General features: G+C 69.6%; 20 protein-coding genes. 8 read left to right on the forward strand and 12 right to left on the reverse strand.

Features of this window, described 5'->3' with window-relative positions:
* Positions 1 to 320: 320 nt before the first annotated feature.
* Positions 321 to 1,082, reverse strand: coding sequence for an ATP-binding protein (locus WME89_RS29560; protein ID WP_438003039.1), 762 nt, complete (start codon positions 1,080 to 1,082; stop codon positions 321 to 323).
* Entirely contained in the window at positions 1,079 to 2,566 is a 1,488-nt protein-coding gene (gene istA / locus WME89_RS29565; protein WP_438003040.1) for an IS21 family transposase, read from the reverse strand. Before istA ends, WME89_RS29560 begins: the two co-directional genes overlap by 4 nt.
* Before the next feature lie 51 nt (positions 2,567 to 2,617).
* Here istA and WME89_RS29570 point away from each other — a divergent pair, with 51 nt between their 5' ends.
* Together WME89_RS29570 and WME89_RS29575 are read left to right on the forward strand one after the other, a co-directional pair.
* Positions 2,618 to 3,082, forward strand: a complete 465-nt coding sequence (locus WME89_RS29570) for a hypothetical protein (RefSeq protein ID WP_438003041.1) — start codon at positions 2,618 to 2,620, stop codon at positions 3,080 to 3,082.
* A gap of 239 nt (positions 3,083 to 3,321) precedes the next feature.
* Entirely contained in the window at positions 3,322 to 4,422 is a 1,101-nt protein-coding gene (locus tag WME89_RS29575; protein ID WP_438003042.1) for an IS1 family transposase, read from the forward strand.
* Positions 4,423 to 4,722: 300 nt separating this feature from the next.
* Here WME89_RS29575 and WME89_RS29580 read toward each other — a convergent pair whose 3' ends face one another.
* The 4 genes from WME89_RS29580 to WME89_RS29595 form a co-directional block, all read right to left on the reverse strand.
* On the reverse strand, positions 4,723 to 5,643 hold the full coding sequence (locus WME89_RS29580; RefSeq protein ID WP_438003043.1) for a hypothetical protein: 921 nt from the start codon (positions 5,641 to 5,643) through the stop codon (positions 4,723 to 4,725).
* A 759-nt stretch (positions 5,644 to 6,402) separates the two neighbouring features.
* A complete protein-coding gene (locus WME89_RS29585) occupies positions 6,403 to 6,888 on the reverse strand; it encodes a hypothetical protein (protein WP_438003044.1) in 486 nt (161 codons plus the stop codon).
* A 266-nt stretch (positions 6,889 to 7,154) separates the two neighbouring features.
* The gene (locus WME89_RS29590) at positions 7,155 to 7,382 is read right to left on the reverse strand and encodes a hypothetical protein (RefSeq protein WP_438003045.1); all 228 of its coding nucleotides are present in this window, start codon (positions 7,380 to 7,382) and stop codon (positions 7,155 to 7,157) included.
* Between the two features lie 62 nt (positions 7,383 to 7,444).
* The gene (locus tag WME89_RS29595) at positions 7,445 to 7,939 is read right to left on the reverse strand and encodes an RNA polymerase sigma factor (protein WP_438003046.1); all 495 of its coding nucleotides are present in this window, start codon (positions 7,937 to 7,939) and stop codon (positions 7,445 to 7,447) included.
* Between the two features lie 961 nt (positions 7,940 to 8,900).
* Here WME89_RS29595 and WME89_RS29600 point away from each other — a divergent pair.
* On the forward strand, positions 8,901 to 9,830 hold the full coding sequence (locus WME89_RS29600) for an NAD(P)/FAD-dependent oxidoreductase (protein WP_438003047.1): 930 nt from the start codon (positions 8,901 to 8,903) through the stop codon (positions 9,828 to 9,830).
* A gap of 35 nt (positions 9,831 to 9,865) precedes the next feature.
* Here the strand turns inward: WME89_RS29600 and WME89_RS29605 are convergent, their stop codons facing one another.
* A complete protein-coding gene (locus WME89_RS29605) occupies positions 9,866 to 11,116 on the reverse strand; it encodes a hypothetical protein (protein WP_438003048.1) in 1,251 nt (416 codons plus the stop codon).
* A 559-nt stretch (positions 11,117 to 11,675) separates the two neighbouring features.
* Between WME89_RS29605 and WME89_RS29610 the strand changes: the two genes are divergently transcribed.
* On the forward strand, positions 11,676 to 13,226 hold the full coding sequence (locus WME89_RS29610; RefSeq protein ID WP_438003049.1) for an outer membrane protein assembly factor BamB family protein: 1,551 nt from the start codon (positions 11,676 to 11,678) through the stop codon (positions 13,224 to 13,226).
* Positions 13,227 to 13,374: 148 nt separating this feature from the next.
* Here WME89_RS29610 and WME89_RS29615 read toward each other — a convergent pair whose 3' ends face one another.
* Complete coding sequence (locus tag WME89_RS29615; protein ID WP_438003050.1) at positions 13,375 to 14,463, reverse strand: HisA/HisF-related TIM barrel protein; 1,089 nt, start codon at positions 14,461 to 14,463, stop codon at positions 13,375 to 13,377.
* Positions 14,464 to 14,636: 173 nt separating this feature from the next.
* Entirely contained in the window at positions 14,637 to 15,200 is a 564-nt protein-coding gene (locus WME89_RS29620; RefSeq protein ID WP_438003051.1) for a tyrosine-protein phosphatase, read from the reverse strand.
* 414 nt (positions 15,201 to 15,614) lie between these two features.
* Here WME89_RS29620 and WME89_RS29625 point away from each other — a divergent pair, with 414 nt between their 5' ends.
* Both WME89_RS29625 and WME89_RS29630 read left to right on the forward strand, forming a co-directional pair.
* The gene (locus WME89_RS29625) at positions 15,615 to 17,063 is read left to right on the forward strand and encodes a cytochrome P450 (protein WP_438003052.1); all 1,449 of its coding nucleotides are present in this window, start codon (positions 15,615 to 15,617) and stop codon (positions 17,061 to 17,063) included.
* Positions 17,064 to 17,378: 315 nt separating this feature from the next.
* On the forward strand, positions 17,379 to 18,278 hold the full coding sequence (locus WME89_RS29630) for a hypothetical protein (RefSeq protein WP_438003053.1): 900 nt from the start codon (positions 17,379 to 17,381) through the stop codon (positions 18,276 to 18,278).
* A 30-nt stretch (positions 18,279 to 18,308) separates the two neighbouring features.
* Here WME89_RS29630 and WME89_RS29635 read toward each other — a convergent pair whose 3' ends face one another.
* From WME89_RS29635 to xseA, 3 genes are all read right to left on the reverse strand, one after another.
* Positions 18,309 to 18,773 carry a GNAT family N-acetyltransferase gene (locus WME89_RS29635; RefSeq protein WP_438003054.1) on the reverse strand — a complete coding sequence of 155 codons (465 nt, stop codon included), beginning with the start codon at positions 18,771 to 18,773 and terminating at the stop codon, positions 18,309 to 18,311.
* A 110-nt stretch (positions 18,774 to 18,883) separates the two neighbouring features.
* Entirely contained in the window at positions 18,884 to 19,207 is a 324-nt protein-coding gene (gene xseB / locus WME89_RS29640; protein WP_438003055.1) for an exodeoxyribonuclease VII small subunit, read from the reverse strand.
* A 4-nt stretch (positions 19,208 to 19,211) separates the two neighbouring features.
* Positions 19,212 to 20,864, reverse strand: a complete 1,653-nt coding sequence (gene xseA, locus WME89_RS29645) for an exodeoxyribonuclease VII large subunit (protein WP_438003056.1) — start codon at positions 20,862 to 20,864, stop codon at positions 19,212 to 19,214.
* 164 nt (positions 20,865 to 21,028) lie between these two features.
* Here xseA and WME89_RS29650 point away from each other — a divergent pair, with 164 nt between their 5' ends.
* Both WME89_RS29650 and WME89_RS29655 read left to right on the forward strand, forming a co-directional pair.
* The gene (locus tag WME89_RS29650) at positions 21,029 to 21,283 is read left to right on the forward strand and encodes a JAB domain-containing protein (RefSeq protein WP_438003057.1); all 255 of its coding nucleotides are present in this window, start codon (positions 21,029 to 21,031) and stop codon (positions 21,281 to 21,283) included.
* 256 nt (positions 21,284 to 21,539) lie between these two features.
* Positions 21,540 to 22,466, forward strand: coding sequence for a hypothetical protein (locus WME89_RS29655; RefSeq protein WP_438003058.1), 927 nt, complete (start codon positions 21,540 to 21,542; stop codon positions 22,464 to 22,466).
* Positions 22,467 to 22,468: the final 2 nt, after the last annotated feature.

Consider the following 22,468-nt stretch of genomic DNA (forward strand, 5'->3'; position numbering starts at 1 on the left):
TGACATCGACCGTCCTAGCTGCGCCGAAACGCCGGGAAACATAGGCGTTTCGTTGCTATCTTGCAGGGTACTTAGCAAAGCGCCCTGTCCCCGGCTGGTCCCCGGAGACAGGGCTGCAACACACCCTGCGGTGGCCCGCAGAGCGCTCGTCGCAAGGCGCAGCATGGGCCTGTAGATGATCTCGTCAACCCGCGGGAATTCGGTGAAGTTCACCGGTGAAACCCGCAGCCGGTGCCGGTGAAGACCACGCCGGATGCCGGTGAAGTTCACCGGTGAAGACCAGGCCGGGTGCCGGTGAAGTTCACCGGTGAAGATGCCGCTCAGTGCTTCTTGGTGCGGCGCTGCTTGGTGCGGGTGGCGTTGAGCTCCTTGGCTTCCTTCAGCCGGTAGCTCTCGGCCTCGATCTCGATCACCTCGGCGCGGTGCACGAGCCGGTCGACGAGCGTGACGACGCACGCGGCGTGCGGGAAGACCTGGCCCCAGTCGGCGAAGGCCTTGTTCGTGCTGAGCAGCAGGGGCTTCTGCGCGTCGTAGCGACGGGTGACGACCTCGAAGAGCAGGTCGGCGTAGCGGCTATCGTAGGAGAGGTATCCTACTTCATCGATGCAGAGAAGAGCGGGGACCGTGTAGCGCCGGAGCCGGCGCGCGAGCGCGGCCGAGGACTCCTGCGCGGCGAGGTCGGCGAGCATGTCGCTCGCGGTCGAGAAGCGGACCGTGTGACCGCGGACGACGGCCTGGTGGGCGAGGTTCTTGAGGATCATGGTCTTGCCGACGCCGTTGGGGCCGACGAGCACCGCGTTGTGGCCGGTGGAGAGGAAGCCCAGGCCGAAGAGGTCGTCGACGGCCTCGCGGTCGATCTTCTTGGGCCAGGACCAGTCGAAGTCGGTCATGGGCTTGAAGGCGGCGACGCGGGAGTTCTTCAGGCGGCGTTCGAGGCTGCGCTTGTGGCGCTCGCGCTCCTCGATGGCGAGCACCTCGCGAAGCCAGGGCTTGTCGGCGAGCTGCTCCCAGCAGGCGAGCAGGCCAAAGAGGCCGAGGCTCTTGAGGCGGTCTTTGGTCTCGGTGGGCGTCAGGTCGGTCATGGCGTCGGGTCCTTCTTCAGCGCGTCGTAGGTGGCGAGGGAATGCGGCGTGACGACGAGGGCGGCGTGCTGGCCGCGGGTGACGGGGATTGAGACAGGAGGCGGCAGGTGGCGCTCGGAGCGGCGGCGGTCGATCACCTGGCGGACGGCACCGATGTGGATGGTGTCGCGCTCAAGCACCTCGACCAGGGCCTCTTCGAGCTCGGCGGCGCCGACGGCATCGAGCAGTCGCAGAAGCCGGGCGATCGCACTGCCGACGTTATCGCCGCGCTCGGCGACGATGCGCAGGAATGCCTGGCTGCTGCGGGCGGCGCGGGCGAGGCGATCGAGGCCGCGGTGCTCGCGAGCGCGGCGCTTCTCGTCGACCAAGCGCTGGATGTGCTCGGGCTGCTCGATCTGCTGGCCGCGATCCCACGAGCGGACGTGGGTCGCGACGATCTGGTTGCCGTCGGCGATGCGTACCTGATCGAGGTCGGCGAGGACGACCAGCGTGCGGCGCGTCCGGTCGTGGGGGACCGAGTAGTCGTTGAGATCGAAGCGCGCGTAGGGGGTCTTTCCGACCTCGACCTCGACGCGCTCGTGGTCCGGAAACGGCGTGTCGGGGTGTTGCAGCAGCACGCTGCGCTCGTCGTCGAAGGCCTGACGCACGGTGCGGGCGCGGTCCTCGACCCAGGAGCGATCGAGCGCCGCGGAGCTGGTCCACTCGGTCGCTTGGCGATTGAGGTCTCCGAGGTCGGCGTAGGACCGGGCCTCAAAGAAGGCCTCGCGGACGTAGCGGATGGCGCGCTCGACCCGGCCTTTCTCGTTGCCCCGGGCGACGGCGACGGGGCGCGGCTCGAAGCGGTAATGCGCCGACAGAGCCAGCAGCGTGGGGTGGAACCGGATCGCGTCGCCGTGGCGCTCGACGACGGCGCTCTTGAGGTTGTCGTAGAGCAGCACGCGCGGGACGCCGCCGAAGTCGGCGAACGCCTCGACGTGCCCGCGCACGAAGAAGGGCATGGCCGCGCCGGGGAAGAAGCGCAGGAAGATCCGCCGCGAGTAACTGAGCACCATGACGAAGGCCCAGAGCGGACGCAGTGCCCGGCCGACAGCCAGCTTGCCGAAGTGCGCCCAGTCGACCTGCGCTTGCTCGCCGGGAAGCGTGCGCAGCCGCTGGAACGCTTCCGCCGGCTTCTTGGGGCGGAGACGGCCGATCACCCGGCGCAGATGATCGGGACCGCCCGGATAGCCGCGCTCCTTCAGCATGACGAAGAGGCGACTGGAGCGCAGCGAGGGATACTTACCGAGCTGCTCGACGATGAAGGGCACGAATGGGTCGACCATGGACGGGCGCGGCGCGACGACCTTCGGATCAACGCCCGCTTGTCCGAGCACGCGCTGCACGGTGGTGTGGTGCAACCCGAGCTGGCCGGCGATGGTGCCGATGGGCCACTTCTCGCCGTGGTAGAGGCGCAGGATCTCCGCCTCCTTCTCTTTGATGATCACCGCCCCCTCCCGTTACGGCGCAGGCCCTCGTGGGACGCGGGGAGCGCGTCGATGAAGAGCTGGCCGCGCGCGTCGCTCGCGCAGGGCCCACGGCGAAAGCCGCGCTCCGCAGAGCGAGCAGCGGCTGACATCTCGGAACCGATCGTCATGGTCGTCCTTTCGGCCGGAGGAGAGCTCCGGCGCGAACTGGGACGTCGACGCGGCCGCGGCTTGCGTCACCCCGTGATGCGTCACTTTCTGCGCGGGGAACTTGTCCCGCTGCCGATCGCGGTAGCGGGCCTGGCGAGCGGCCTGGAGGCGGCGAGCGCGAGGCCGGGTGCGGTAGGCGGCGCCGGCGCGACGGAGCGACTCACGGCGCCGGAGCGGGCGGCAGTCGGGGCAGAGGCGCTGGCCGCGATCGCAGCGACCGCAGAGGCGAAGCTGGACGCGGCAGCCGGAGCAGAGGACGAGGCGATAGACGGACGAAGGCAACAGGCTCCATGCCGCCGTTTTCTGGACCTGGAGCCCGGCTCGTGATGAAGGTGGGGGACTCCGAAGGCGGAGCTCCAGAAGGCTCGAGGGTGGCAGCCCTCGGGCCTTCGATTTTTCGGCGGGGCGCGCTGTCTACGCCGCGAACGCGAGCGCGGCCCAGATCGGCGTGGGTGCCGGCGGTGAACGGTGAACGCCGGCGATCACGTGGCCGCGGTCTTCACCGATCGGACGCGGGACGCGAGGATCACCGACAGGCCGGCCCGGGGGGAGAGGCAAGGCCCTGCATGGCACACGTGCTGCCCATGGCGAAGCGCGTCGCGGTCGTCGCTCATCTTGTCGAGGGGGCGGGCATCCGGCCGACGTCGCGGCTCACCGAGGTGAGCAAGCCGGCAATCCTGTCGCTGCTGCTCCGCGTTGGCGAGGGCTGCGCGGCGCTGCACAACCGGCTCGTGCGCGACGTCGACTGCCGCACGGTTCAGGTCGACGAGATCTGGAGCTACGTGCAGAAGAAGCAGGCGCGCGTCACGCCGGGCGACTCGCCCGAGGTCGGCGAGGCCTACGTCTACGTGGGCATGGCGAGCGCGTCCAAGCTCGTGATCAGCTACCGCGTCGGCAAGCGCGACGAGGAGAACACCAAGGCGTTCATCGCCGACCTGCGCGCTCGGCTGGTGACGATCCCGCAGCTCTACAGCGACGGCTGGCAGCCCTACATCGCCGCCGTCGGCGAGTCCTTCGCGCTCGCGGGCTCGGTCGACTACGCCCAGGTCGTCAAGAACTACAGCCGGAAGGCGCGCCGCGACGACGATCACCGCTACGAACCGCCGCGCAACCCGTTCATCACCCGCACGCCCGTCTTCGGCGTGCCCGACGTGAAGCGCGCGAGCACGAGCCACGTCGAGCGGCAGAACCTCACGATCCGCATGCACATCCGCCGCTTCACGCGGCTCTGCAACGGCTTCAGCAAGCGCCTCCCGCACCACAAGGCGGCCGTCGCGCTGCACATGGCGTTCTACAACTTCTGCCGCCCGCACGAGGCGCTGCGCGTGACGCCCGCCATGGAGGCGGGGCTGACCGATCACGTCTGGAGCATCGAGGAGTTTGTCGCGGCAGCGCTCGCCGAGGCGCCCACGGAGCCGCCCAAGCCGAAGGCGCTGAAGCTGCCCGATGCGCCCGGGGGAGCGCCCACGGCACCAGCACGGGCCCTGCCGAACGGGCGCGGGTTCCTGCGGCTCGTCGGTAGCTCGCCGGCCGTGCCGGCGCCGCCTACGCCGCCCGTGGTGAGCAAGCCGGAGCCGGAGCCTGCGCCGTCAGAGCCGCCGCCCGCGCCGCGCAGGATGGTGCAGCTGAGCTTGTTTGATGAGCGACTCGGTCCGTTTCCTGCATGAGCCACGCGTAGGCGCTTTCGCCTGCGAATGAGGCTACGCAGTGGCCAACTACTGGACTTTACAAGTATTTACAAGTGGTTTCGAGGCGGGACGGCCATGATCTCGTTTCTCGTGGGGTTCCTGGCCGGACTCATAGCGCCAGTGATGGCTGCTCGCCTTGGCGCCGGGCGACTCCTGTGTCTGTGTGCCAGAAAACGCGATCGACCGCCAGCGCGCGAGACTGCTGACGTGGAGCTACAACAAGCGCTCTCGGTCGCGCTTTGGCGATCAAGGGCGGGGAAGCCACGTGGACAAGCCTAGTCACTCAGACTTGTCACCGTCTGTCCCACTGCCAAGAAGCTTTGGCGTACTCCCATGCTTTTCTTGCAGCAGGTTTATGCCTAAGTCGGACAGTGCCGCACCCGCGAACTCGGGGAATTCATCTTTGAGGTTGGTCGGGGCATTGTGGGCCTGAATCAGCTTCATGCCTCTCTCCGAGAGCCTCTGATTTTTCTCGATGATTCGCATTAGAACCGAGATGTCTTCTCGAGTTGCATCCTTGTAGTGCTTCCCTGCAATGTCCGTGGCAAGCTTTTCGATCATCAGGTCTGTTACCTTTTGCTTCAGGCGGACAGACTGCTCCAGATCGTCAACAGCCAAGCCGAGAGCTCTGTTCCGCTCATGCTCTGCGTCATGACGCTGCAACTCTCGATTGATCCACAGAGCAGCTCTGGCAACAGCATAAAGAAGGGCAATCGCCTTCGCTCCGTCGAAGATCAACTCGATGCACAACGAACCGTTATCAAAGTTCTGTACCTTGGGAGAGGCAAACCTGTTCCCGGTCAGCGTGGATATCATCCAGTGAATATCGTCCACGAACTCTTTGAGGTCGCTCAACTCCTCTTGCTGAGGAATCTCTATAGTCACCGACAGCGGCGACTGCTTCGGCATTGACTGGTTGATGGCGTTCAGCAGCGTGTGCCCCACAAAGTACACGCTTTTCACCAAGCTCTTTACCCTGGCATAGTCGTCCGATGGAACGACAACGGTGTCGCGATGCTCCGCGATGATAGGGTGAGACAGTGCTTCGTCGACGTAAGACCGCAGCGCGTTGATCCGACTCAGGTTGGTAAGCGCCGCGCGACACTGGTCTATGCCAGTAATTCTGACGCCTGAGGTCCTTTTATCTGGCATTGCCGTGTGCTCAGCTGTCGGCTCGATCTTCGCCAGATTGTCGGTCAACGTCTCTTGTATCTCACGCAGTCTCATTACTGTTTACGTCCGGTTTGTGTGATTAGTTCGGATATCTCGTCGCGATCGTTCTGCATCGCGCGCCGCACCTCGGCCACGCAAACAAAGCGCTGCCTGCCTCGGCAAAGACGAAGCAGGCAGCGCAGCCGCGCTCCGGTGTTACCGGCGCGGTGTCTTGCTGGTCCTCCGCCTCGGGACCGGCGCTGCGGGCGCAGCATGCTGAGTACCTGGCTGCCGGTCAGGCGCCTGGCGGCGCGGACCGTCGATCCTCACCTCCAGACGAATGGCTCGGTAACCGAACTCGTACGCGTACACCCGACGCTTCAGTCCCCAGTTCCAATAACTGGAGACGTAGATGAATCGGTACCCCGGACGGGGCTCGTCGTTGGCCATGGGGCCACCTCACTCGGAACAGCGTGACTCACGGATTGTCTCGGCGGGGCCGGCCCGCAGAGACGCGAAACTCCGTAGCGGGCGCGACGGCACGTAATCGCCGTGCCGACGGCCGGCGCACCCATTCACGCTCTACAGACGCGATCTTTTGATCGCATGGTACACCTATCCCCGCTGCGACGCGAAGGTCGCTAAAAGGGGCTTGCGCAGCACCCTTCGAGCGGGTAAGGTAGCGACTGTGTGAGGCGCTGGCCTGCCCCGCTCGGGGCCGGCTGGTACTACGCAAGCCGGTTGCTGAGACCGGCCCGGGCCGTTGGGTGCGCTGCAACGCTCCCTTCGGCCCGAAGTCTTTCTGGGCTACTCGTCCGCTACGGCCTCCGTCGAGTAAGACGCTCCGTTCAGGCCGTCGTGCGCGGGTCGCTGGAGTAGCATGTCGAGTTCGTTCTCGTCCTCCCCGTCGTAGTCGGCCGCGTCCGCAAGACGCAGCCGCGACGCCGAGCGGTAGCGGCCACGGGCAGCCGCTTTCGAGATCTTGCCGTCGCGAGCAAGCCTCGCGAGAGCGGCACGCACCGACTGCACGTTCGTCAGCTGAAGCATCTTGGCGATCTCCGTGACGCCGAAGTCCCTGCTCGGGATCTCATCCAGCAGCGCGACTATGCGGCTCGCAGCACTCGCCTCCGCCTCGTGTGGCGTCGCGGCAGTCGCTTCGTGCGGCGACCTAGGCGACACCGGGCCGGCGTCAGACTCCAGCAACAGGTCGAACTGGAACTCCAGTTCGGCGAGTTCGCTGCGCAGCGCTTGGATCCTCGCTGCGATCTGAATCATCTGCTCGCGCTTGCCCATGTCCAACCTCAGCCGTCTGACGAGGTCTACGGGACCGTCCGGGGAGGAGCAACCACAAAGCGTTGCGAAACAGTGATTTCAGAACGAAACATCGGAGACCGGACTTTCACACAGAAAGCTCACATGTTGTAAACATGTTTTCCACAGGCATGCCGGTGCTGGGGGCCCTGGACGGCGGAGGCCCGCCCTACGGGAAGTCGCGCCAGCGAGCCCGCGGAGCAGGCGCAGCAGGCCCCGGCTTGCCGCGATGTCGGCGAGGACTTCGCCTACACCCGCGGGGCGCCGCGCCGGTCGATGTAGGCAGCGGCGTCGTCCATCCGCAGGATGCGCGGGCGCAGCATGGCCTCCGCACGCAGGAGGATGAGGCGCTCGTGCTCGGCGGTGGCGTTCTGGCCGAGCTGGTGGAGTTCCGCGCGGATGTCGCCTGCCCGGTGCGCGAGCGCGCGGAGCAGCCCGGCCAGCTCGCCGAGACGAGCAGCGAGCTGGATGCTCACGGAGGCCGCGTCGGCTGCCGCTTGGGCGCTGCCATGGCGCCGTCGTCTGCGGCCCCGACGCCTCATCGGCGCCACCTCCGGATGCGCAGGGCCAGCATGGCGCGGGCGATGCGGAGCCTGGACGCCGCGGTGAACGGGCTCATCCCGCGCTGCGCGGCGTACGCGGAGAGCGTCTCCGGGGCGTCGACAGCCAGGAGGATCTCCCGATGGCGCGGCTCCAGCCGCTCGATCGCCCTGAGCAGGTCGCGCGCCTCAACCTGCGCGTCGAGGCTCGGACCAACGAACCCGCGGAGCAACCCGAGCGGCTGCGGGTCGAGGATGACGCGCCTCGTGTACGCCGCGTCGAAGTACTTCGACGCCTGGCGCCATGCGATGCCGTGGAGCCACTTGCGAAGCGCGTCGCGCGGCTTGTCCTTCGGGTCGGGCCGGTACTTGCCGCGTCTCACCGCTCGCCACGCGCCAAGGAAGACCTCTTGCTCCACATCGGCGCGGTCGCGCTTCGGGATGCCGTCGAGCGTCGCGCGGACGATGCCGCGCTCGGCAAGGATCGCCTGCATCGTCGGCCTCTTCCGGGGATGTCGTGCGGCAGGCGGGCGGCGAGCCCCCTTCCGCGGGTGCTTCATCCGCTCCTCCCGCATGCCGGACATGCCGTCGAGCTGACGGGCCCAGCGCTCAGGATGCGGTCCAAGCCGAGGCCTGCGAGGCGCGCGATGCGTAGGGCGAGACCAGCGGATCCGGGCGTCCGACCGGTTCCGGCGTGCCGGACGGTGTTGGTGCAGACGCCGATCTCGCGGGCGATCGCGGCCCACGTGCGCGTGCGGTTCAGGTTCTAGAGCACCGCGCGCAAGGCGGCGCTCTCCTCTCGGGTGAGGCACACGGAGCCGTGGCGCCCCTTGGGCGCACCGCTCCCTTTGCCCTTCTCAGGGCGCAGGTGTATTACAGTCACGTCGGACCTCGTGTTCGCGGGGTTCGGCCACGCAGCCCGGGGTGTTTGCCGCACCCGCGGGCTGCACTTGCTTACGGCCGAACCTACGCGTCGAGATCCGTAGTCGCCACGCGAATCAGGCTATCTTGACCACTGCGGGCCAAAGCTGACCATTACCAGACGTCTGGCTGTCCGTGGCCAGACGTCTGGCTGTCCGTGGGAGGCCGCCCCGCGGCAGCCATCGTGGCGCGCCGAGAGAGGCGGCGACTGCAAGGCGAGAACCCCTCGGCCGGTCATGAAGTGGCCCGCGCGCAGGGCTCTCCGCGAGGCGCCGCGGATCGTGTCTCGCTCCCGGCAGGCACGGCGAAAGCCTCGCCAGGCCGATCGAAATTCCCGCCATTCCCCGCCGTCGCGCCCATGGCCATCCTGGTGGTGTGTCGAGGACACGTGGGACGGCGGTCTCCCGCACACGCCGAGGCCTTCTGGGCTGGAGCGCTCTCTGCGCGGGAGCGCAGCTGGTCACCGGCTGCATGGGGCAGCGAAGGCCGACGGCGGGTGAGCGGGAGCGATGGCCAGAGCGGAGCGAGGAGCGAATGAACCAGGATGTCGTGATCGTGGGAGGTGGCCCCGCGGGGCTCAGCGCGGCGCTCACCCTCGGGCGGGGCCGCAAGAAGGTCCTGCTCTGCGACGGCGGCGTCCCGCGCAACGCGGCCGCCGACCAGATCCATAACTTCGTGACGCGCGACGGGACGCCACCGCGCGAGTTCCGGCGCATCGCCCGCGAGCAGCTCGGCGCCTATCCCTCCGTGTCGCTGCGCGACGCCGCCGTGGTCGACGTCGCGCGAGAGGGAGAGCTCCTGCGCGTCCGGACCGACGACGGCGCCGAGCACCTCACCCGGCGGGTGCTCCTCACCGTCGGCGTCGTCGACGAGGTGCCCGACATCCCTGGCGCCCGCGGCCTGTGGGGCCACAGCATCGCCCAGTGCCCCTATTGCCACGGCTGGGAGGTCCGCGGGCTCCCGTGGGGGGTCCTCGCGCCTTCCGCCAAGCTCGCCGAGTGGGCCCTCCTGCTCACGGGCTGGACCGACGATCTCGTCGTCTTCTCCGAGGGCGCGGACCTGCCGCCAGACGTCGTGGCCCGCCTCTCGCAGGCCCGTGTCCGCGTCGAGCCGCGCCGCATCCGGCGCCTCCTCGGCGAGACGCAGCTCGAAGCGGTGGAGCTCGAGGATGGCGCTCGGCTCGCGAGGCGCATGCTCTTCATGCACCCGCGGCAGCGCCCCGCGCCCCTGGTCGAGCGGCTCGGGCTCGCCCTCGACGAGCAAGGCTTCGTGCGCGTCGACGACCAGAAACAGAGCTCGATGGCTGGCGTGCACGTCGCGGGCGACGCGACAACGCCGCTCCAGGCCGCCATCGTCGCGTCGTCGGCCGGCGTGATGGCGGCGGCCCTCCTGAACCACGCCCTCACGGTCGAGGCGGCGCTCCAGGGAGGGCCGTCGACCCGGCCTGGTTCAGCTCGCCCGTGACGATGGAGCGCGGAGGCCCACGTGGGGCTCTCCGCTCAGAGGAGCCTGAGGTACGCGACGATATCCGCCTCTTCCTGGGCGGTCAGGGACGTGCGCCCCCCGAGGGTCCAGGCGGACAGGACCGGGGCGATCTCGAAGACCTGCTTGTAGTGGTGGACGAGCTCCTCCAGCGTGTGGGCCGAGTTGTCGTGGAAATACGGCGCCGTCTCGTTCACGCCCCAGAGCGAGGTGGTCTTGCCGTCTCCGATGAAGTCCAGGCTGCCGAGGGTCAGGGTGTAGCCCGGATCCGCGGCGAGCATCGAGAGGACGCCGTCCTCGAGCCTCGGCTGGTAGGCGGCGAGCAGCGGGAAGAACAGCTCCGGATCGGAGCAAAGGAGGCTGCTCCCGTCCGAGGGACAGGCCATGTCGTAGCGACGCATCGGGTTCGGCGTGCGCTTCGGCTCGGAGGTGCCGAGGGCCTCTGCCGAGAAGCCCGCCAGCACGCCCGTGATCCTCGTGAACGCCCCGAAGGGGAACCCGTCGCTGGTCGTGTTCAGCATCGGCCCGCTGTGGCACTGGCCGCAGAGCTTGTTCGGGAGGAAGTGCTCGCGCCCGCGCTGCTCCGACGGCGTGTTGCCAGGCGGCAAGACGGGCTCCGCGCCTCCGTGCGCGAAGCGGCGCAGCTCCTTCGAGCTGAACTGCTTCCTCTCGTAGTCGGCGATCTTCTCGAGCTGCTGCTGCGTCGGCGTGACCGTCGGCTCGAGGTGCGCCAGGATCGCGTGCGCGGCCTGCGTCTCGAGGTCGGGCTCCCGGGCGTCGAAGGTGATGAGCGGGTCGAGCGCGGGCGAGTTCTTGATGGTGGGGATGCCGCGATAGATTGTCACGCTCGTGGCCGCGGGGTCGTCGTGGAGCCAGATGTTCGGGGGCAGCTGGAACTCGAAGCGAATCGTGGCCTCGGTGAGGAGCCGCGTGTAGCTGTCGCCGACGCCGTCGTCGCTGTCGATCGGGCGGAAGAGAGGGTCGTTCGGGTCGGCGGCGTACCGCGCCTGCACGTCCGCCGGGGAGAGCGTGCCGGTCTCCTCGCTGTGGCAGGTGACGCAGCGACGCCCGTTGCCGCCGAAGGTCTCTGTCTCGAAGAGCCGCTGGCCGCTCTGGACCCCGTGCGCCTGGGAGGCGACCGCGACAGGCTCGCCGGAGCTCGCCTCGTCCTGCCCGACGCAGCCCGCGGCGCCGGCCCCGAGCAGCGGGATCAGCGGGAAGAGACAGGACATGAACGAGCGGCGACGGAAATCAAGAACGGTAGGCATGAGCTCTCTCTGGTGATGATTGTGGCAGGGGAACCTCGTCCGGAGCGGTGATCGCATCGCGTCCGCGCCGGTCGAGGGGCGCGTGTCCACGCCGAGAGCCCGTCCATGCTGCTGTATCTGGACCACAGTGGTTCGAGCGCCCGCGCGAGGCCGCGGCGAGCCTCGGCGACCGAGCCGAGCGACCTCGCAAACATCCAAGAAGAACAAACGGCTCCCGGGATGTCAAGAGAGCGCAAGTCCGCGCGATGACCGCAGCGACCTCGCGAACGGAGACCAACGGGCTTTACCCCCGGCCGCAGTGCGTGGGCTCGGTCGCAGCGTCGAGGGAGGCGGATGTGGTCGCCGCACGCCGCGTCCATGCCGCGAGCCCTGGCAGGTATGCAGCGCAGGGCGGCGCGGCCAGCAGCGCCCCGGCGCGGGACGGGTCGCTTCTCTATCCCATTGACGAGCGGGTCGATTCTGAGTGATTTACCCTCGGGGCCTCGTGTCGCAGAGGCAACGGAGCTGACGTGTCGCGTCGCTGACCGCCGCTGAACTCGATGCCCCAGGAGGATTCATCATGAAGCGCATCTTCTGGGTGCGGCCCGCGATCGCGGCCGCCGCGTGTCTCGCCGCGTTCCACGCCGTCCAGGGCCCCGAGGCCAGGGGCATGGGCTCCGGGCGCTGGACCGTCTACGGCTGGGATCTCGCCAACACGCACCACGCGCGCGGCGAGAACGACATCGGGCCAGCGAACGTCGCCTCGCTGTCCGTGAAGTGGGCCTTCACCACGAGCGGCAACGTCCCCGCGACGCCGGCCGTCGACAGCGGCGCGATCTACTTCCCGGACGGGGGCGGCAACCTCTACAAGCTCGACGCCGACACCGGGCTCCCGCTCTGGACGAGCACGATCTCGGGCCTGACAGGCACGGCCGGCGCCGTCTCGCGCACGAGCCCCGCGCTCCACGGCCACATGCTGTTCCTCGGCACCCAGGCCGGCGCGCACATGGTCGCCGTGGACAGCCGCACCGGCGCCCTGCTGTGGAAGACGCAGCTCGACCCGCACCCCGCGGCGATCATCACGCAGTCTCCCGTCGTGCACGGCGGTCGCGTGTACGTCGGCGTCTCCTCGCGCGAGGAGCTCTTCGCGGCGGACAACGCGTATCCGTGCTGCTCCTTCCGCGGCAGCGTCGTCGCGCTCGACGCGGTGACCGGGGAGGTGCTCTGGCAGCGCTACCTGGTCCCCGAAGGCTACACCGGCGGCGCCGTCTGGGGTGGCGCGCCCGCGCTCGACCTCAAGCGGCGCACGGTGTACATCACCACCGGCAACAACTACACGGTGCCGCCGGCCGTGAGCGCGTGCGTCGAGGCTGCCGGCGACGACCTCGTCGCCGTCGAGGCCTGCCTCCCGGAAGACAACTATATCGACGCCATCCTCGCGCTCGACATGGACACAGGCGCGCTGAAGTGGGCGCGGCGGCTCCAGGGCTTCGATGCCTGGACGGGAGCGTGCTACTTCGGCGGCAACTGGTGCCCTGATCCGGCGGGCCCGGACTACGACTTCGGCACGGGCGCCACGCTGTTCACGGCCGGCGCGGGGGCTGGGCGCCGCGACCTGGTCGGCGCCGGCCAGAAGAGCGGTATCTTCTGGGCGCTCGACAGGGACGACGGGAGCGTGGTGTGGAGCACGCTGGTCGGCCCCGGCGGGGAGCTGGGCGGCATCATGTGGGGAGTCGCCGTGGATGACACCCAGATTTACGTGCCGATCGGCAACAACGGTCAGGTCGAGTACACGCTGGAGCCCTCCGGGCAGGTGATCTCGTGGGGATCGTGGAGCGCGCTCGACGCGGCCACGGGCGACATCGTGTGGCAGACGCCCGATCCCACGCCGGGCGCGCAGACCCGGGGGCCGCTGACTGTCGCGAACGGCGTGCTCTATGGCGGCTCGATGAGCGGCAACGTGCACGCGCTGAGCGCCGCGACGGGCGCCCTCCTCTGGAGCCATCCGGCCGACGGCTCCGTCAGCGCCGGCCCGGCGGTGGCGAGCGGCACGGTGTACTGGGGTAGCGGCTACGAGAGCTTCGGCATCGGCACGCCGGGCAACACGCTGTTCGCTTTCGACTTGCCGTAGCGCTGCCTCGCGGGCCTGCCCTGCGGGGGCCTGCTCTGCGGGGCTGCCCACTGCGGCGGTGAGGCCCGGCGCGGCCGTGGAGCCCGGCGCGGGCGCTGCGCGCTGGCGCCGGGTCTGCTCCTGCCATCCCTCGCGCTTCGAGCGGCCGTCAGTCGGCCACGAAGCCCTTCCACCTCCGCAGGTACACGGCGAACGTCTCGGAGATGCCGCGCTCGTACAGCTCGGCGCGCGTGAGCGGCGGCCGCCGCGGCTCCCAGGCGGGGTCGGCGATCCGCTGCGGCCAGTCGGGGTTCGCGATGGCGGCGCGCCCCAGCGCGACCGCTGTGGCGCCCATGTCGAGGAGCGCTTCGGCCTCGGCGCGCGTCCAGACGCCGCCGGCGACGACGAGCGGCAGGGTCGCCCCCACCGCCTCGCGGAACAGCGGCAGCGGGTGCTTGTCCGGGCGCTTCTGCGAGGGCTTGCTCGACCTCCACAGCGAGAGGTGGAGGAAGTCGGCGCCGTCCTCGGCGAGCCAGCGGGCGAGCTCGAGGTTCTCGTCGAGGTCGAGCCCCTGGGCCTGGCCAAAGTCCTCGGGCGACAGGCGCACGCCGACGACGAAGGAGGCGGGCACCGCGGCGCGGACGGCCCGGAGGGTCTCGCGCAGGAGGCGCGCCCGGTTCTCCCACGCGCCGCCCCAGCGATCCGTGCGGCGGTTCTGGGTGGCGGACAGGAACTGGCCGAGGAGGTAGCCGTGGGCGCCGTGCAGCTCGACGCCCGCGAAGCCCGCGGCGAGCGCCCGCGTGGCGGCGTCGCGGAAGCGGTCGATGGCGAGGAGGATGTCCTGCTCGGTGGCGGCGCGGGGGACGGGGAGGTCCGGCTCGGCGACGGCGCTGGCGCTCCAGGTGGGCACGCCGGACAGCTTGGGATCGGCCCGGAGGCCGCCGTGGAAGAGCTGGACGAGGCCGAGCGCGCCGGGGGTGGCGAGCTCGACCGCGAGCCGGCGCAGGCCGGGCAAGAGCCGGTCGGCGAAGATGCCGAGCTCGCCCGGCCAGGCCTTGCCATCCTCGGCGACGTGCGCGGCGCAGGTCTCGACGACGCCGAAGCCGCCTCGCGCGCGGTAGGAGAGCCAGCGCAGCTCGTCCTCGCTCAGGGAGCCGTCGTCGTGGCTCTGCTGGTTCGTGAGCGGGGCGAGCCAGACGCGGTTCCTGGCGGTGAGGCCGTTCGGGAAGGAGAAAGGAGAGAGCAGCGGTGAGGTCACGGGGACGTGTTTAGCACCCGCCGAGCCGCGTGCGCAGCGTGCTGCGCACGGCGCGGCGGCGGTGATGGTGCGCGGTGTGCACGGATCGTTGGTCGGGTGACAGCAGAGAGGCGCCATCCGAGAGCGCCACGAACGGCCCACGACCTCCTCCGAGCTCGGCGAAGCGCTGGATGTCACAGCCCATGCCGGCTCCCTCCACCCGAGGTGAGCGCTGCCCGCAGCCTCGTCCCATGGATCCCGGTGGACGGCAGCCACTCCAGGATGCCGTCGATGGCCCGCTCGATGGCGGCGGGGTCGGCGCCGTCGCTGAGCATGTACTCCTCCGCGACGACCTGTCGTGGAACGTCGATCGCCAGCAGCGCCGCCGCGATGACAACCCCGGTCCGGTCTCTCCCCGACGTGCAGTGTACGTACACCGGCCACGCGAGCCCTGGGGTCGCGAGCACGGAGAGCGCCCTGCCGAGCCAGCTCCTCACCCGGCGCTGCCGCGTGTCGTAGTTCTCGATGTCATCGTCCGCGGCGACGTGTACATACGCGACGCCGGTGAGATGAGCCGGATCGGGGCCGCGCCGGAGGTTCAGTATCGTACCGGGTGAGCCGAGATCGCCTGCCGCCGTCATCGCGTCGAATCGCCCGCCGCGGAGCAGCCGGCCAGCAGGGATCGGCGATACGTCGAGCCAGAGCCCGAGGGCTTCGCCCACATCTCGGTGGTTGACGGGTCGGAACGTCGCGCTCATACACCGCGCTTCCTTCGGTCGCTCAACGGGCCGCTCGAGCGGCGCGCGCCTGCCCCCGGGCGGAGGCCTACCGGGATCGGTCCCCGCCGCGGGCCGAGCTCTCCTGCTCGAGGACGTGGCCCACGGCGCCGATCACCTTGCACCGCGGGTCGCGCACCCCTTCGCCGATGCCGCCCCGGCCGGAGAGCGCCCACCGGCGCCAGGACGGCCTTCATGGCAATGCCCCATATGGGCGCGGCCGGGGGGAAGCAAGGTCGTCGCCCGGACGCGGCGCGCGACCGGGAGAGGTCGAGGACCCGCGATCTCCTCGCGCGCCGATCTTCTGTCGATCGCGGCCTCTCGAGTCGAGCTACCTTTCACCCCCGATCCGCGGCGGCATCAGCGCTGGCCGCCATCGCCCTCGGAGAGGAGACCATGGAGACCGTTAGAGCAGAAGTCGCCCCGGCACGGGGCGCGCGCGACCTCTCGACGCTGCCAGGGCCGCGGAGGCTGCCCTTCCTCGGGAACATCCTCGAGATCCGGCCGACGCAGTTCCACCTCACGCTCGAGGACTGGAGCCGCAAGTACGGTGATCTCTACACGTTCTGGATGGGCCGCACGCCGATCGTCGTCGTCAGCAACCTCGAGCTCGTCCAGCGCATCCTCCGCGAGCGGCCGAAGGAGTTCCGGCGCTGGAGCCCGCTGCAGGAGATCGTCGAGGAGATCGGCTTCGACGGCGTCTTCTCCGCCGAGGGGGACCAGTGGACACGGCAGCGGCGGCTCGTGATGAGCGCGTTCACCGCCGCGCAGCTGCGCGAGAGCCACGGCATGCTGGCCACGATCACCCGCCGGCTCCGGGAGCGCTGGCGCGCGGCGGCCGCGCGGGGAGAGCCTGTCGACGCGCGGCGAGACCTGGCGCGCTACACGGTGGATGTCACCAGCGCGGTGGCGTTCGGCATGGACATCAACCTCCTCGAGCGCGGGGCGGACCCCCTGTCGCACCAGCTCGAGAAGATCTTCGCGGCGGTCAACCGCCGCATCTTCGCGCCGTTCCCTTACTGGCGGCACGTCAAGCTGCCCGCCGACCGGGCCCTCGATCAGGCGCTCTCCGCGGTGCGCCAGCGGATGCTGGACATGCTCCGGACGGCCCGCGCCGAGCTCGACCGGGACCCGGCGCGGGCCGCGGCGCCTCGCTCGCTGCTGGAGGCGATGCTCGTGGCGCGCGACGCGGAGGACCCGAAGGCGCGGCTGTCGGACCAGGAGGTGCTCGGCAACGTGCTCACGGTGCTGCTCGCCGGGGAGGACACGACGGCCGACACGATGGCCTGGATGCTCCACTTCATGGCCCTGCGCCCGGACGTGCAGGCGCGCATGCGGGCCGAGGCCGACGCCGAGCTCGGCGACGCGGACCTGCCCGGGACCGCGGAGCACGCGCAGCGGCTGCGGTACATCGGGGCGGTCGCGCACGAGACGCTCCGCCTGAGGTCCGCCGCGCCGCTCCTGTTCATCGAGGCCTGCGCGGACACGGTGCTCGGCCCGCTGCGGCTCGGCGCGGGGGCGCGGATGATCCTGCTCACGCGGCAGATCGCCCTGAAGGACGAGAGCTTCCAGGACGCGAGCTCCTTCCTGCCCGAGCGGTGGCTGACCCCGCGGCCGGCGGGCGCCGGCAAGCACGACCCGCGCGCGGCGCTCGCCTTCGGCAGCGGCCCGCGCGTCTGCCCCGGGCGCGCGCTCTCGCTGCTCGAGAGCGCCATGGTGGGCGCCATGGTCGCGCGCGATCTCGATGTGTCGCTGGTCGACCCGGCGCAGCCCGTCAAGGAGCTCCTCGGATTCACGATGAAGCCTGAAGGGCTCATGGTCCGGTTCACGGCCCGCCGCCGCTGACGTCCGGACATCGACTCACCGGGTGCGCGCGAGTGCGCACCACACCGAGCCTCGCCCGAGAGCGAGGCTCTCGCCAGAGCGCCAGAGCGCCAGACAGACTGCCCGGAAGGTGCCTGAGCCAACGCGCGTTCTCGCGCAAGCGCGTGGCGGAACGCCGCAGTGGGGCGCGCGTGCAAGTCGCGCGTGGGAGGGGATGGAGTGTGATGAGGTGTGCTCATCGGGCGCCAGCGCGTTTCACGCAAGCTCCTTGCGGGCGTTTCTCCGGATCAACGCTCAGCCCGCACGCCTGGATCGCGCTTTGCAGTTGTGAAAGACATGAATCAACACGCTGCGTTCATGGTGGGAGTCATGGGGTTCTCGCTGACGCTCGGCTGCGCCGGCGAGCCTGGAACAGGAGACACCGAGACGCTCGAAGAGAGCGCCGAGGCATTTTCGACGACGCCGGGTGAGCCGAACCACGAAGAGATCACCATCACCGCGCTGTCGTTCCTGAGGCCTGAAGTGATCAAGGCCTTGACGATCGGCAACGTGTCGACGGACATCAAGTACTATACCAGCAATGCTGCCCACTTCGATGACTGCAACTTCCGCGGAGGCGCCGCCTTCGTCGCCGAGAAGCAAGCCCAGGCCGTGAAGGCGCTGGGTCCGGGCATCGCGCAGCTGGACGGAGATGCCCTGGCCATGCTGGCCTTCTCCCATTCACTCCACGCGGTGCAGGACTTCTACGCACACACCAACTGGGTCGAGCTCGGCGGCGACGCCCTCGTGGACCAGTCGCTCACGGCCTTCCCCGCGCTCAGGCCGTACTCCGCGGTGCCGTCGACGGGCTTCATCGTCGTGCAGGGCCCCAAGCCGAGGGAGACGGCGGTGACTCGCGACGACGACGCGCCTTACCCGGAGTACGCGATCGTGACCGTACGCCAGCGGCGGACGACGTCCTATGGGCTCGTCTCGGGCACGGTCGACTACGAGCCAGGCGACTTCTGTCCGCCCCCGGTGGCGATGACCCACGACGAGCTCAGCAAGGACAAGACCTCGTTGACCGATCGCATCGAGCAGCACCTGGCGGCGAAGTCGCTCGCGATCCGGCAGACACGTCATGAGTGGTGCCGGCTCAACCAGCTCACGCATGATGCGTGGGGCGACGCCGGAACCGCGCGCCTCGCGGCGTGGGTGGCCGACCCGAGCTCGGCGCCCGACTGCACCGCCGAGTGACGCGGAGGCGCTCTGGGACGTGTTCGCCCGTTACAGAGCGAGGGCCATGTAGCGGGTGCCGGCGACCGGATTGTGCCGGTAGGGGGGGACGTCCTTGAATCCGAGCGCCTCGTACATCGCCGCCGCGCGGGCCATCGACGGGAGCGTGTCGAGGTAGATGCGCCGGTACCCGATCGCGCGGGCCTCGTCGAGCACCCGAGCCACGAGCCGCCGCCCGAGCCCGAGGCCGCGCTGGCCCGGCTGTACATACAGCCGCTTCATCTCGCAGTCCTCGGGGGTGATCGCCTGTAGCGCGACGCAGCCACGCGGGACCTGCTCGACCGTGCAGAGCAGGAGTCGACCCGACGGCGGGGCGTAGGATCCGGGCAGGCGAGCGAGCTCGTCGGCGAATCCCTGGAAGCAGAGATCGACGTCCAGCGAGGCCTGGTACTCGAGAAAGAGCGCGCGGACCTGCTCGATCTGCTCGGCGCTGGTGGCATACCCGATCTCGATCATCGTCTCTCTCGCTGCCCCAGGGGTCGAACCCTTCACGGGTGTGCCGCCGCTCGGCGCGGCGCGACGCCTGACGTTATCACGGGAGCCATCGCGGGGTCGCCCGCGCGCGTCTACTCGTCCTCCTCCTCGTCGTCTTCGTCGTCCTCGTCGTCCTCGTCTGTGGTGACCGGGGCCTCGCGCTCGAGCTGCTCGGTGATGGTCTTCACCTGGACCTCCGCGGCGTGGATCTTCTGGCGGCAGAGCGTCACCAGATCCGCGGCCTCCTTCACGAGCGCGGAGAGCTCATCGATGTCCACCTGACCTTCCTCGATGGCCTGCAAGATCTCCTCGAGGCGCGACGAGGCCTCGCCGTACGAGCGCTCGTTCGTGGCGCGCTGCGGCTTTGCCGTGCCCCCGTCGGACAGCTCCTTCGTCGCGCGCTTCGGTTTTACCATGGCCCTAGTTCTCCTCCGACCCGTCCGAGCGAAGCCGCAGCACGCCCCGCTTCAGCTCGGCCACGAGCGTCGTCCCCTGGGGTGCGCGTGCCGCGTCGGTGAGCACCGTCCCCTCCTGCGTGCGCAGGATCGCGTAGCCACGCTCCACCACGCGCCGCGGGTCGAGGAGGCGCAGGCGCCGCTCGCGCGACGCGACGCGCTCGGATTCGAGCGCGAGCCTCCGGGAGGAGCGCGGGCCGAGGAGCGAGGCCATCTCGTCGACGTGGTGCGAGGCGGCGTCGAGATCGCGCCGCGCTCCCTGGCGGAGCTGTCGGACCGCTTCCTGGAGCTGGCCCGCTCGGCGCGCGATGAGCAGCGACGCGGTGCGCGGGACCCGGGTCGCCCGGCGGGTGAGGTCCGACGAGGCGGACCGGAGGGCCCGCCGGCTCTGGTCGAGGATGCTCAGGAGGGACGATTCGACGGTATCCCTTGCTTCCGAGACCCGCAGGACGAGGGATGCGGCAGCGGCGGTCGGGGTCTTTTCGCGCCAGCCCACGAAGTCGAGCGCGGAGATGTCTCTCTCGTGGCCGATCCCGACCACCACGGGGAGCGGGAACGTGGCGACGGCCCGGGCGATCGGCTCCGAGTCGAACCAGGCCAGGTCGGTGCGCGAGCCGCCGCCGCGGCAGATCAGCAGCACGTCGAGCTCCGCTGCGTGTGCCCGGAACCAGTCGAGGGCGTTGAGCACCGATGGCTCCGTCTGCCGTCCCTGGACCCGCACCCCGTGCGCCACGACGCGGAACGCGAAGCCTGATTCCCTGAACGTGCCGAGCACGTCGTTGTAGGCGTCCGAGCCCAGGCTCGTCACGAGGCCCACGCGGAGGGGCAGCGCGGGGAAAGGCAGGGAGCGGTTTCGCTCGAGGAGCCCTTCCTCGGCGAGCCGTCGGCGGATCTCCTCCCTCCGCCGGGCGGCCTCCCCGAGGGTGTAGTCCACGTCGAGCTCCTCGATCATGAACCTGTACGAGCCCCACGGGACGTACAGCTCCACGCGCCCGCGCACGCGGATCTGGATCTCGTCCTCGAGCTGGAACGGATTGCCCGCCGCGGCGAGCCGCCGCTCGATCTCGCCGCGCGCGCGCTCGAAGAGGGTCGCCTTGATCTCGGCGACCGTCTTGCCATGGGCGTCGCGCTCGACGAGCTCGAAGCCGACGGTGCTCCTGTGGGCGGCCCGGTTGTAGCCGCAGACCTCCCCGACGAGCCAGATCGAGGCTGGGAACGCGGCCTCCAGCGCGGCGCGGACCTTTCCGTTGAGCTGCGAGACGGTGAGGTCGGACGCGGTAGCTGCTGAGCGCGGCCGGGCGTCCGGGTCGCGCGGATCGTCGGAGCGGATGGGCTCGGCGGTTCGGACCGGCGTGATGCGGCCTTCGGCGAGGACGAGGGCGTCGAGGGCGCCGCCGCGTTCCCGGTAGAGGCGCTGCGTCACCTCGCAGAAGGCGAAGCCCTCGATGTGCAGCCTGTCCACCACCGCGACCACGTGCGCCTCCGGGACCCGCCAGGTTTTCTGTGCGGGGTTCCAGCTGCGAGCGGGGAGCAATTTCACGACGTCCACGAGCCTGCGGTCGAAGGCGAAGTGGATCTGGAGGGTCCCGGTCCCGTCGTTGGTGACCCGGCGGCTCATCGCGGCACTCTATCATCGCGGGCGAGCATCGCGGCCGGGCATCGCGGTCGAGATCGGCGGTCAGGCCACGAGCGCGCTCGGGCGGGAGCGCTCCGCCGCGCGTCGCGAGTGCCCGCCCCCGCCGCCACGCTCGTCGACGTGCCGACCGCCCCGGAGGGGCCGACGTGCTGCGCGACGCCCTGGAGATGGCCGCCACCTCGTTCGTGCTCTGCCACAACCATCCAGACGGCGACCCCAAGCCCACCGACGAGGACGTGTTCCTGACCAACGCCGTCCAGCACGCCGCGCACCTGATCGGCGTACCCCTCGACGATCACGTCATCGTCACGCCCCCGCCGGGCGCTTCTCCTCTGTGCTCCGGCGCTGAAACCGGTCCGGTCCGGCCGCCGCACCTGCGCGACGCCAACCCACGTCGGTAGTCCGCAGTCGCGGTAATCTCCTCACCGGTGGGAGAACCGCGGAGCGGTCATCTCCCACGAGCAACAAAAAAGAAAATCACGCGACCGACAACGATTCCCACACGATCAACTCGACCTCTCAGCAAGTACCTGCCACACGATGATCTACTACGGGGCAGCTTGATGATCGTGGCGCGATTCGGTGACTATATGATTCGCTTCTTCGCATCGATGCATGGTGGCGCATGCTGCGATGATGGATTAGAGTCGCACTCCGATGCACAACCGCTCCGACCAGTTCGCCAAGAGCTTGCTGCGCGACGGGCTGAGCCTCGTTTCAGCGACGGAGACCGAGGTAGAGGTCCTGGCAGCGACACAGAAGATCGATGTCTATAGCGTGCCTGATCCCGCTCGCGAAGCCGAGCGCGCCGGGATGGGCTTGCTCGGCGAGCTCTCGAGGGAGCCGAGCCTGTTCGAGCCGTTCCGCGGCACGCCGAGCCTTCGTCTGGTGCGACGGTGCCTGCGCAAGCAGCTGACGTGGCATCACGAGCTCGAACGCCGCGCCCGCGCTGCAGCCGGCTCCGCCGCGCCGGCCCCGGACACCGACGCGCCGCCGCAGCCGCCGGTGGACTTCCCGGCGCTGGTCGTCATCAGCCCCGGGCGTCCTGAGACGGTGCTCGATGCCTACCGGTGCGAGCCGGTGCAGGCAGGCGTCTACCACGCCGTGCCGGGCCTGGTGATGCGCGTCGTGGTGCTCGCAGAACTGCCCCGGACGCGCGCGACGCTGCTCTTGCGGCTGCTCGGCTCAGGCCGCCTCCTGCGCGAGGCGCTGGCCGACCTGGCGGCGTTACCGGACGATGCCTGGGAGAAGAGCATCGCCAAGCCGCTGCTGGTACACTTCCGGCTCGGAATCCAGGAGCCGATCGACGAGAAGGAGGACGAGGTGAGCGCAGAGATCCGGGCGTGGTTCGAGGATTACGAGCGGAAGCTTCGGGCCGAGGAGCGGAAGGAAGGCCGCAACGAGGGGCGCGCCGAGGAGGCCGCGCGTGCCGTGCTGACCGCGCTCCGGGTTCGCGGCATCACCGTGCCGGACGCCGCTCGGGAGCGCATCCTGGCCGAGAAGGATCCGGAGACGCTGGAACGGTGGCATGAACGCGCCATCGTCGCCGCGTCGCTCGCCGAGGTGCTCGACACGCTGAGCTGAGC

This window comes from Sorangium sp. So ce321 (assembly GCF_051530195.1).
Classification (GTDB): Bacteria; Myxococcota_A; Polyangia; order Polyangiales; family Polyangiaceae; genus Sorangium.

Bases quoted from the DNA above. Each gene is read 5' to 3' on its own strand.
- WME89_RS29560 (WP_438003039.1), bottom strand. From the start codon at position 1,082: ATGACCGACCTGACGCCCACCGAGACCAAAGACCGCCTCAAGAGCCTC.
- WME89_RS29570 (WP_438003041.1), top strand. From the start codon at position 2,618: ATGAAGAGCTGGCCGCGCGCGTCGCTCGCGCAGGGCCCACGGCGAAAG.
- WME89_RS29575 (WP_438003042.1), top strand. From the start codon at position 3,322: ATGGCACACGTGCTGCCCATGGCGAAGCGCGTCGCGGTCGTCGCTCAT.
- WME89_RS29585 (WP_438003044.1), bottom strand. From the start codon at position 6,888: ATGGGCAAGCGCGAGCAGATGATTCAGATCGCAGCGAGGATCCAAGCG.
- WME89_RS29595 (WP_438003046.1), bottom strand. From the start codon at position 7,939: ATGCAGGCGATCCTTGCCGAGCGCGGCATCGTCCGCGCGACGCTCGAC.
- WME89_RS29600 (WP_438003047.1), top strand. From the start codon at position 8,901: ATGAACCAGGATGTCGTGATCGTGGGAGGTGGCCCCGCGGGGCTCAGC.
- WME89_RS29605 (WP_438003048.1), bottom strand. From the start codon at position 11,116: ATGCCTACCGTTCTTGATTTCCGTCGCCGCTCGTTCATGTCCTGTCTC.
- WME89_RS29610 (WP_438003049.1), top strand. From the start codon at position 11,676: ATGAAGCGCATCTTCTGGGTGCGGCCCGCGATCGCGGCCGCCGCGTGT.
- WME89_RS29620 (WP_438003051.1), bottom strand. From the start codon at position 15,200: ATGAGCGCGACGTTCCGACCCGTCAACCACCGAGATGTGGGCGAAGCC.
- WME89_RS29625 (WP_438003052.1), top strand. From the start codon at position 15,615: ATGGAGACCGTTAGAGCAGAAGTCGCCCCGGCACGGGGCGCGCGCGAC.
- WME89_RS29630 (WP_438003053.1), top strand. From the start codon at position 17,379: ATGAATCAACACGCTGCGTTCATGGTGGGAGTCATGGGGTTCTCGCTG.
- WME89_RS29635 (WP_438003054.1), bottom strand. From the start codon at position 18,773: ATGATCGAGATCGGGTATGCCACCAGCGCCGAGCAGATCGAGCAGGTC.
- xseB (WP_438003055.1), bottom strand. From the start codon at position 19,207: ATGGTAAAACCGAAGCGCGCGACGAAGGAGCTGTCCGACGGGGGCACG.
- xseA (WP_438003056.1), bottom strand. From the start codon at position 20,864: ATGAGCCGCCGGGTCACCAACGACGGGACCGGGACCCTCCAGATCCAC.
- WME89_RS29655 (WP_438003058.1), top strand. From the start codon at position 21,540: ATGCACAACCGCTCCGACCAGTTCGCCAAGAGCTTGCTGCGCGACGGG.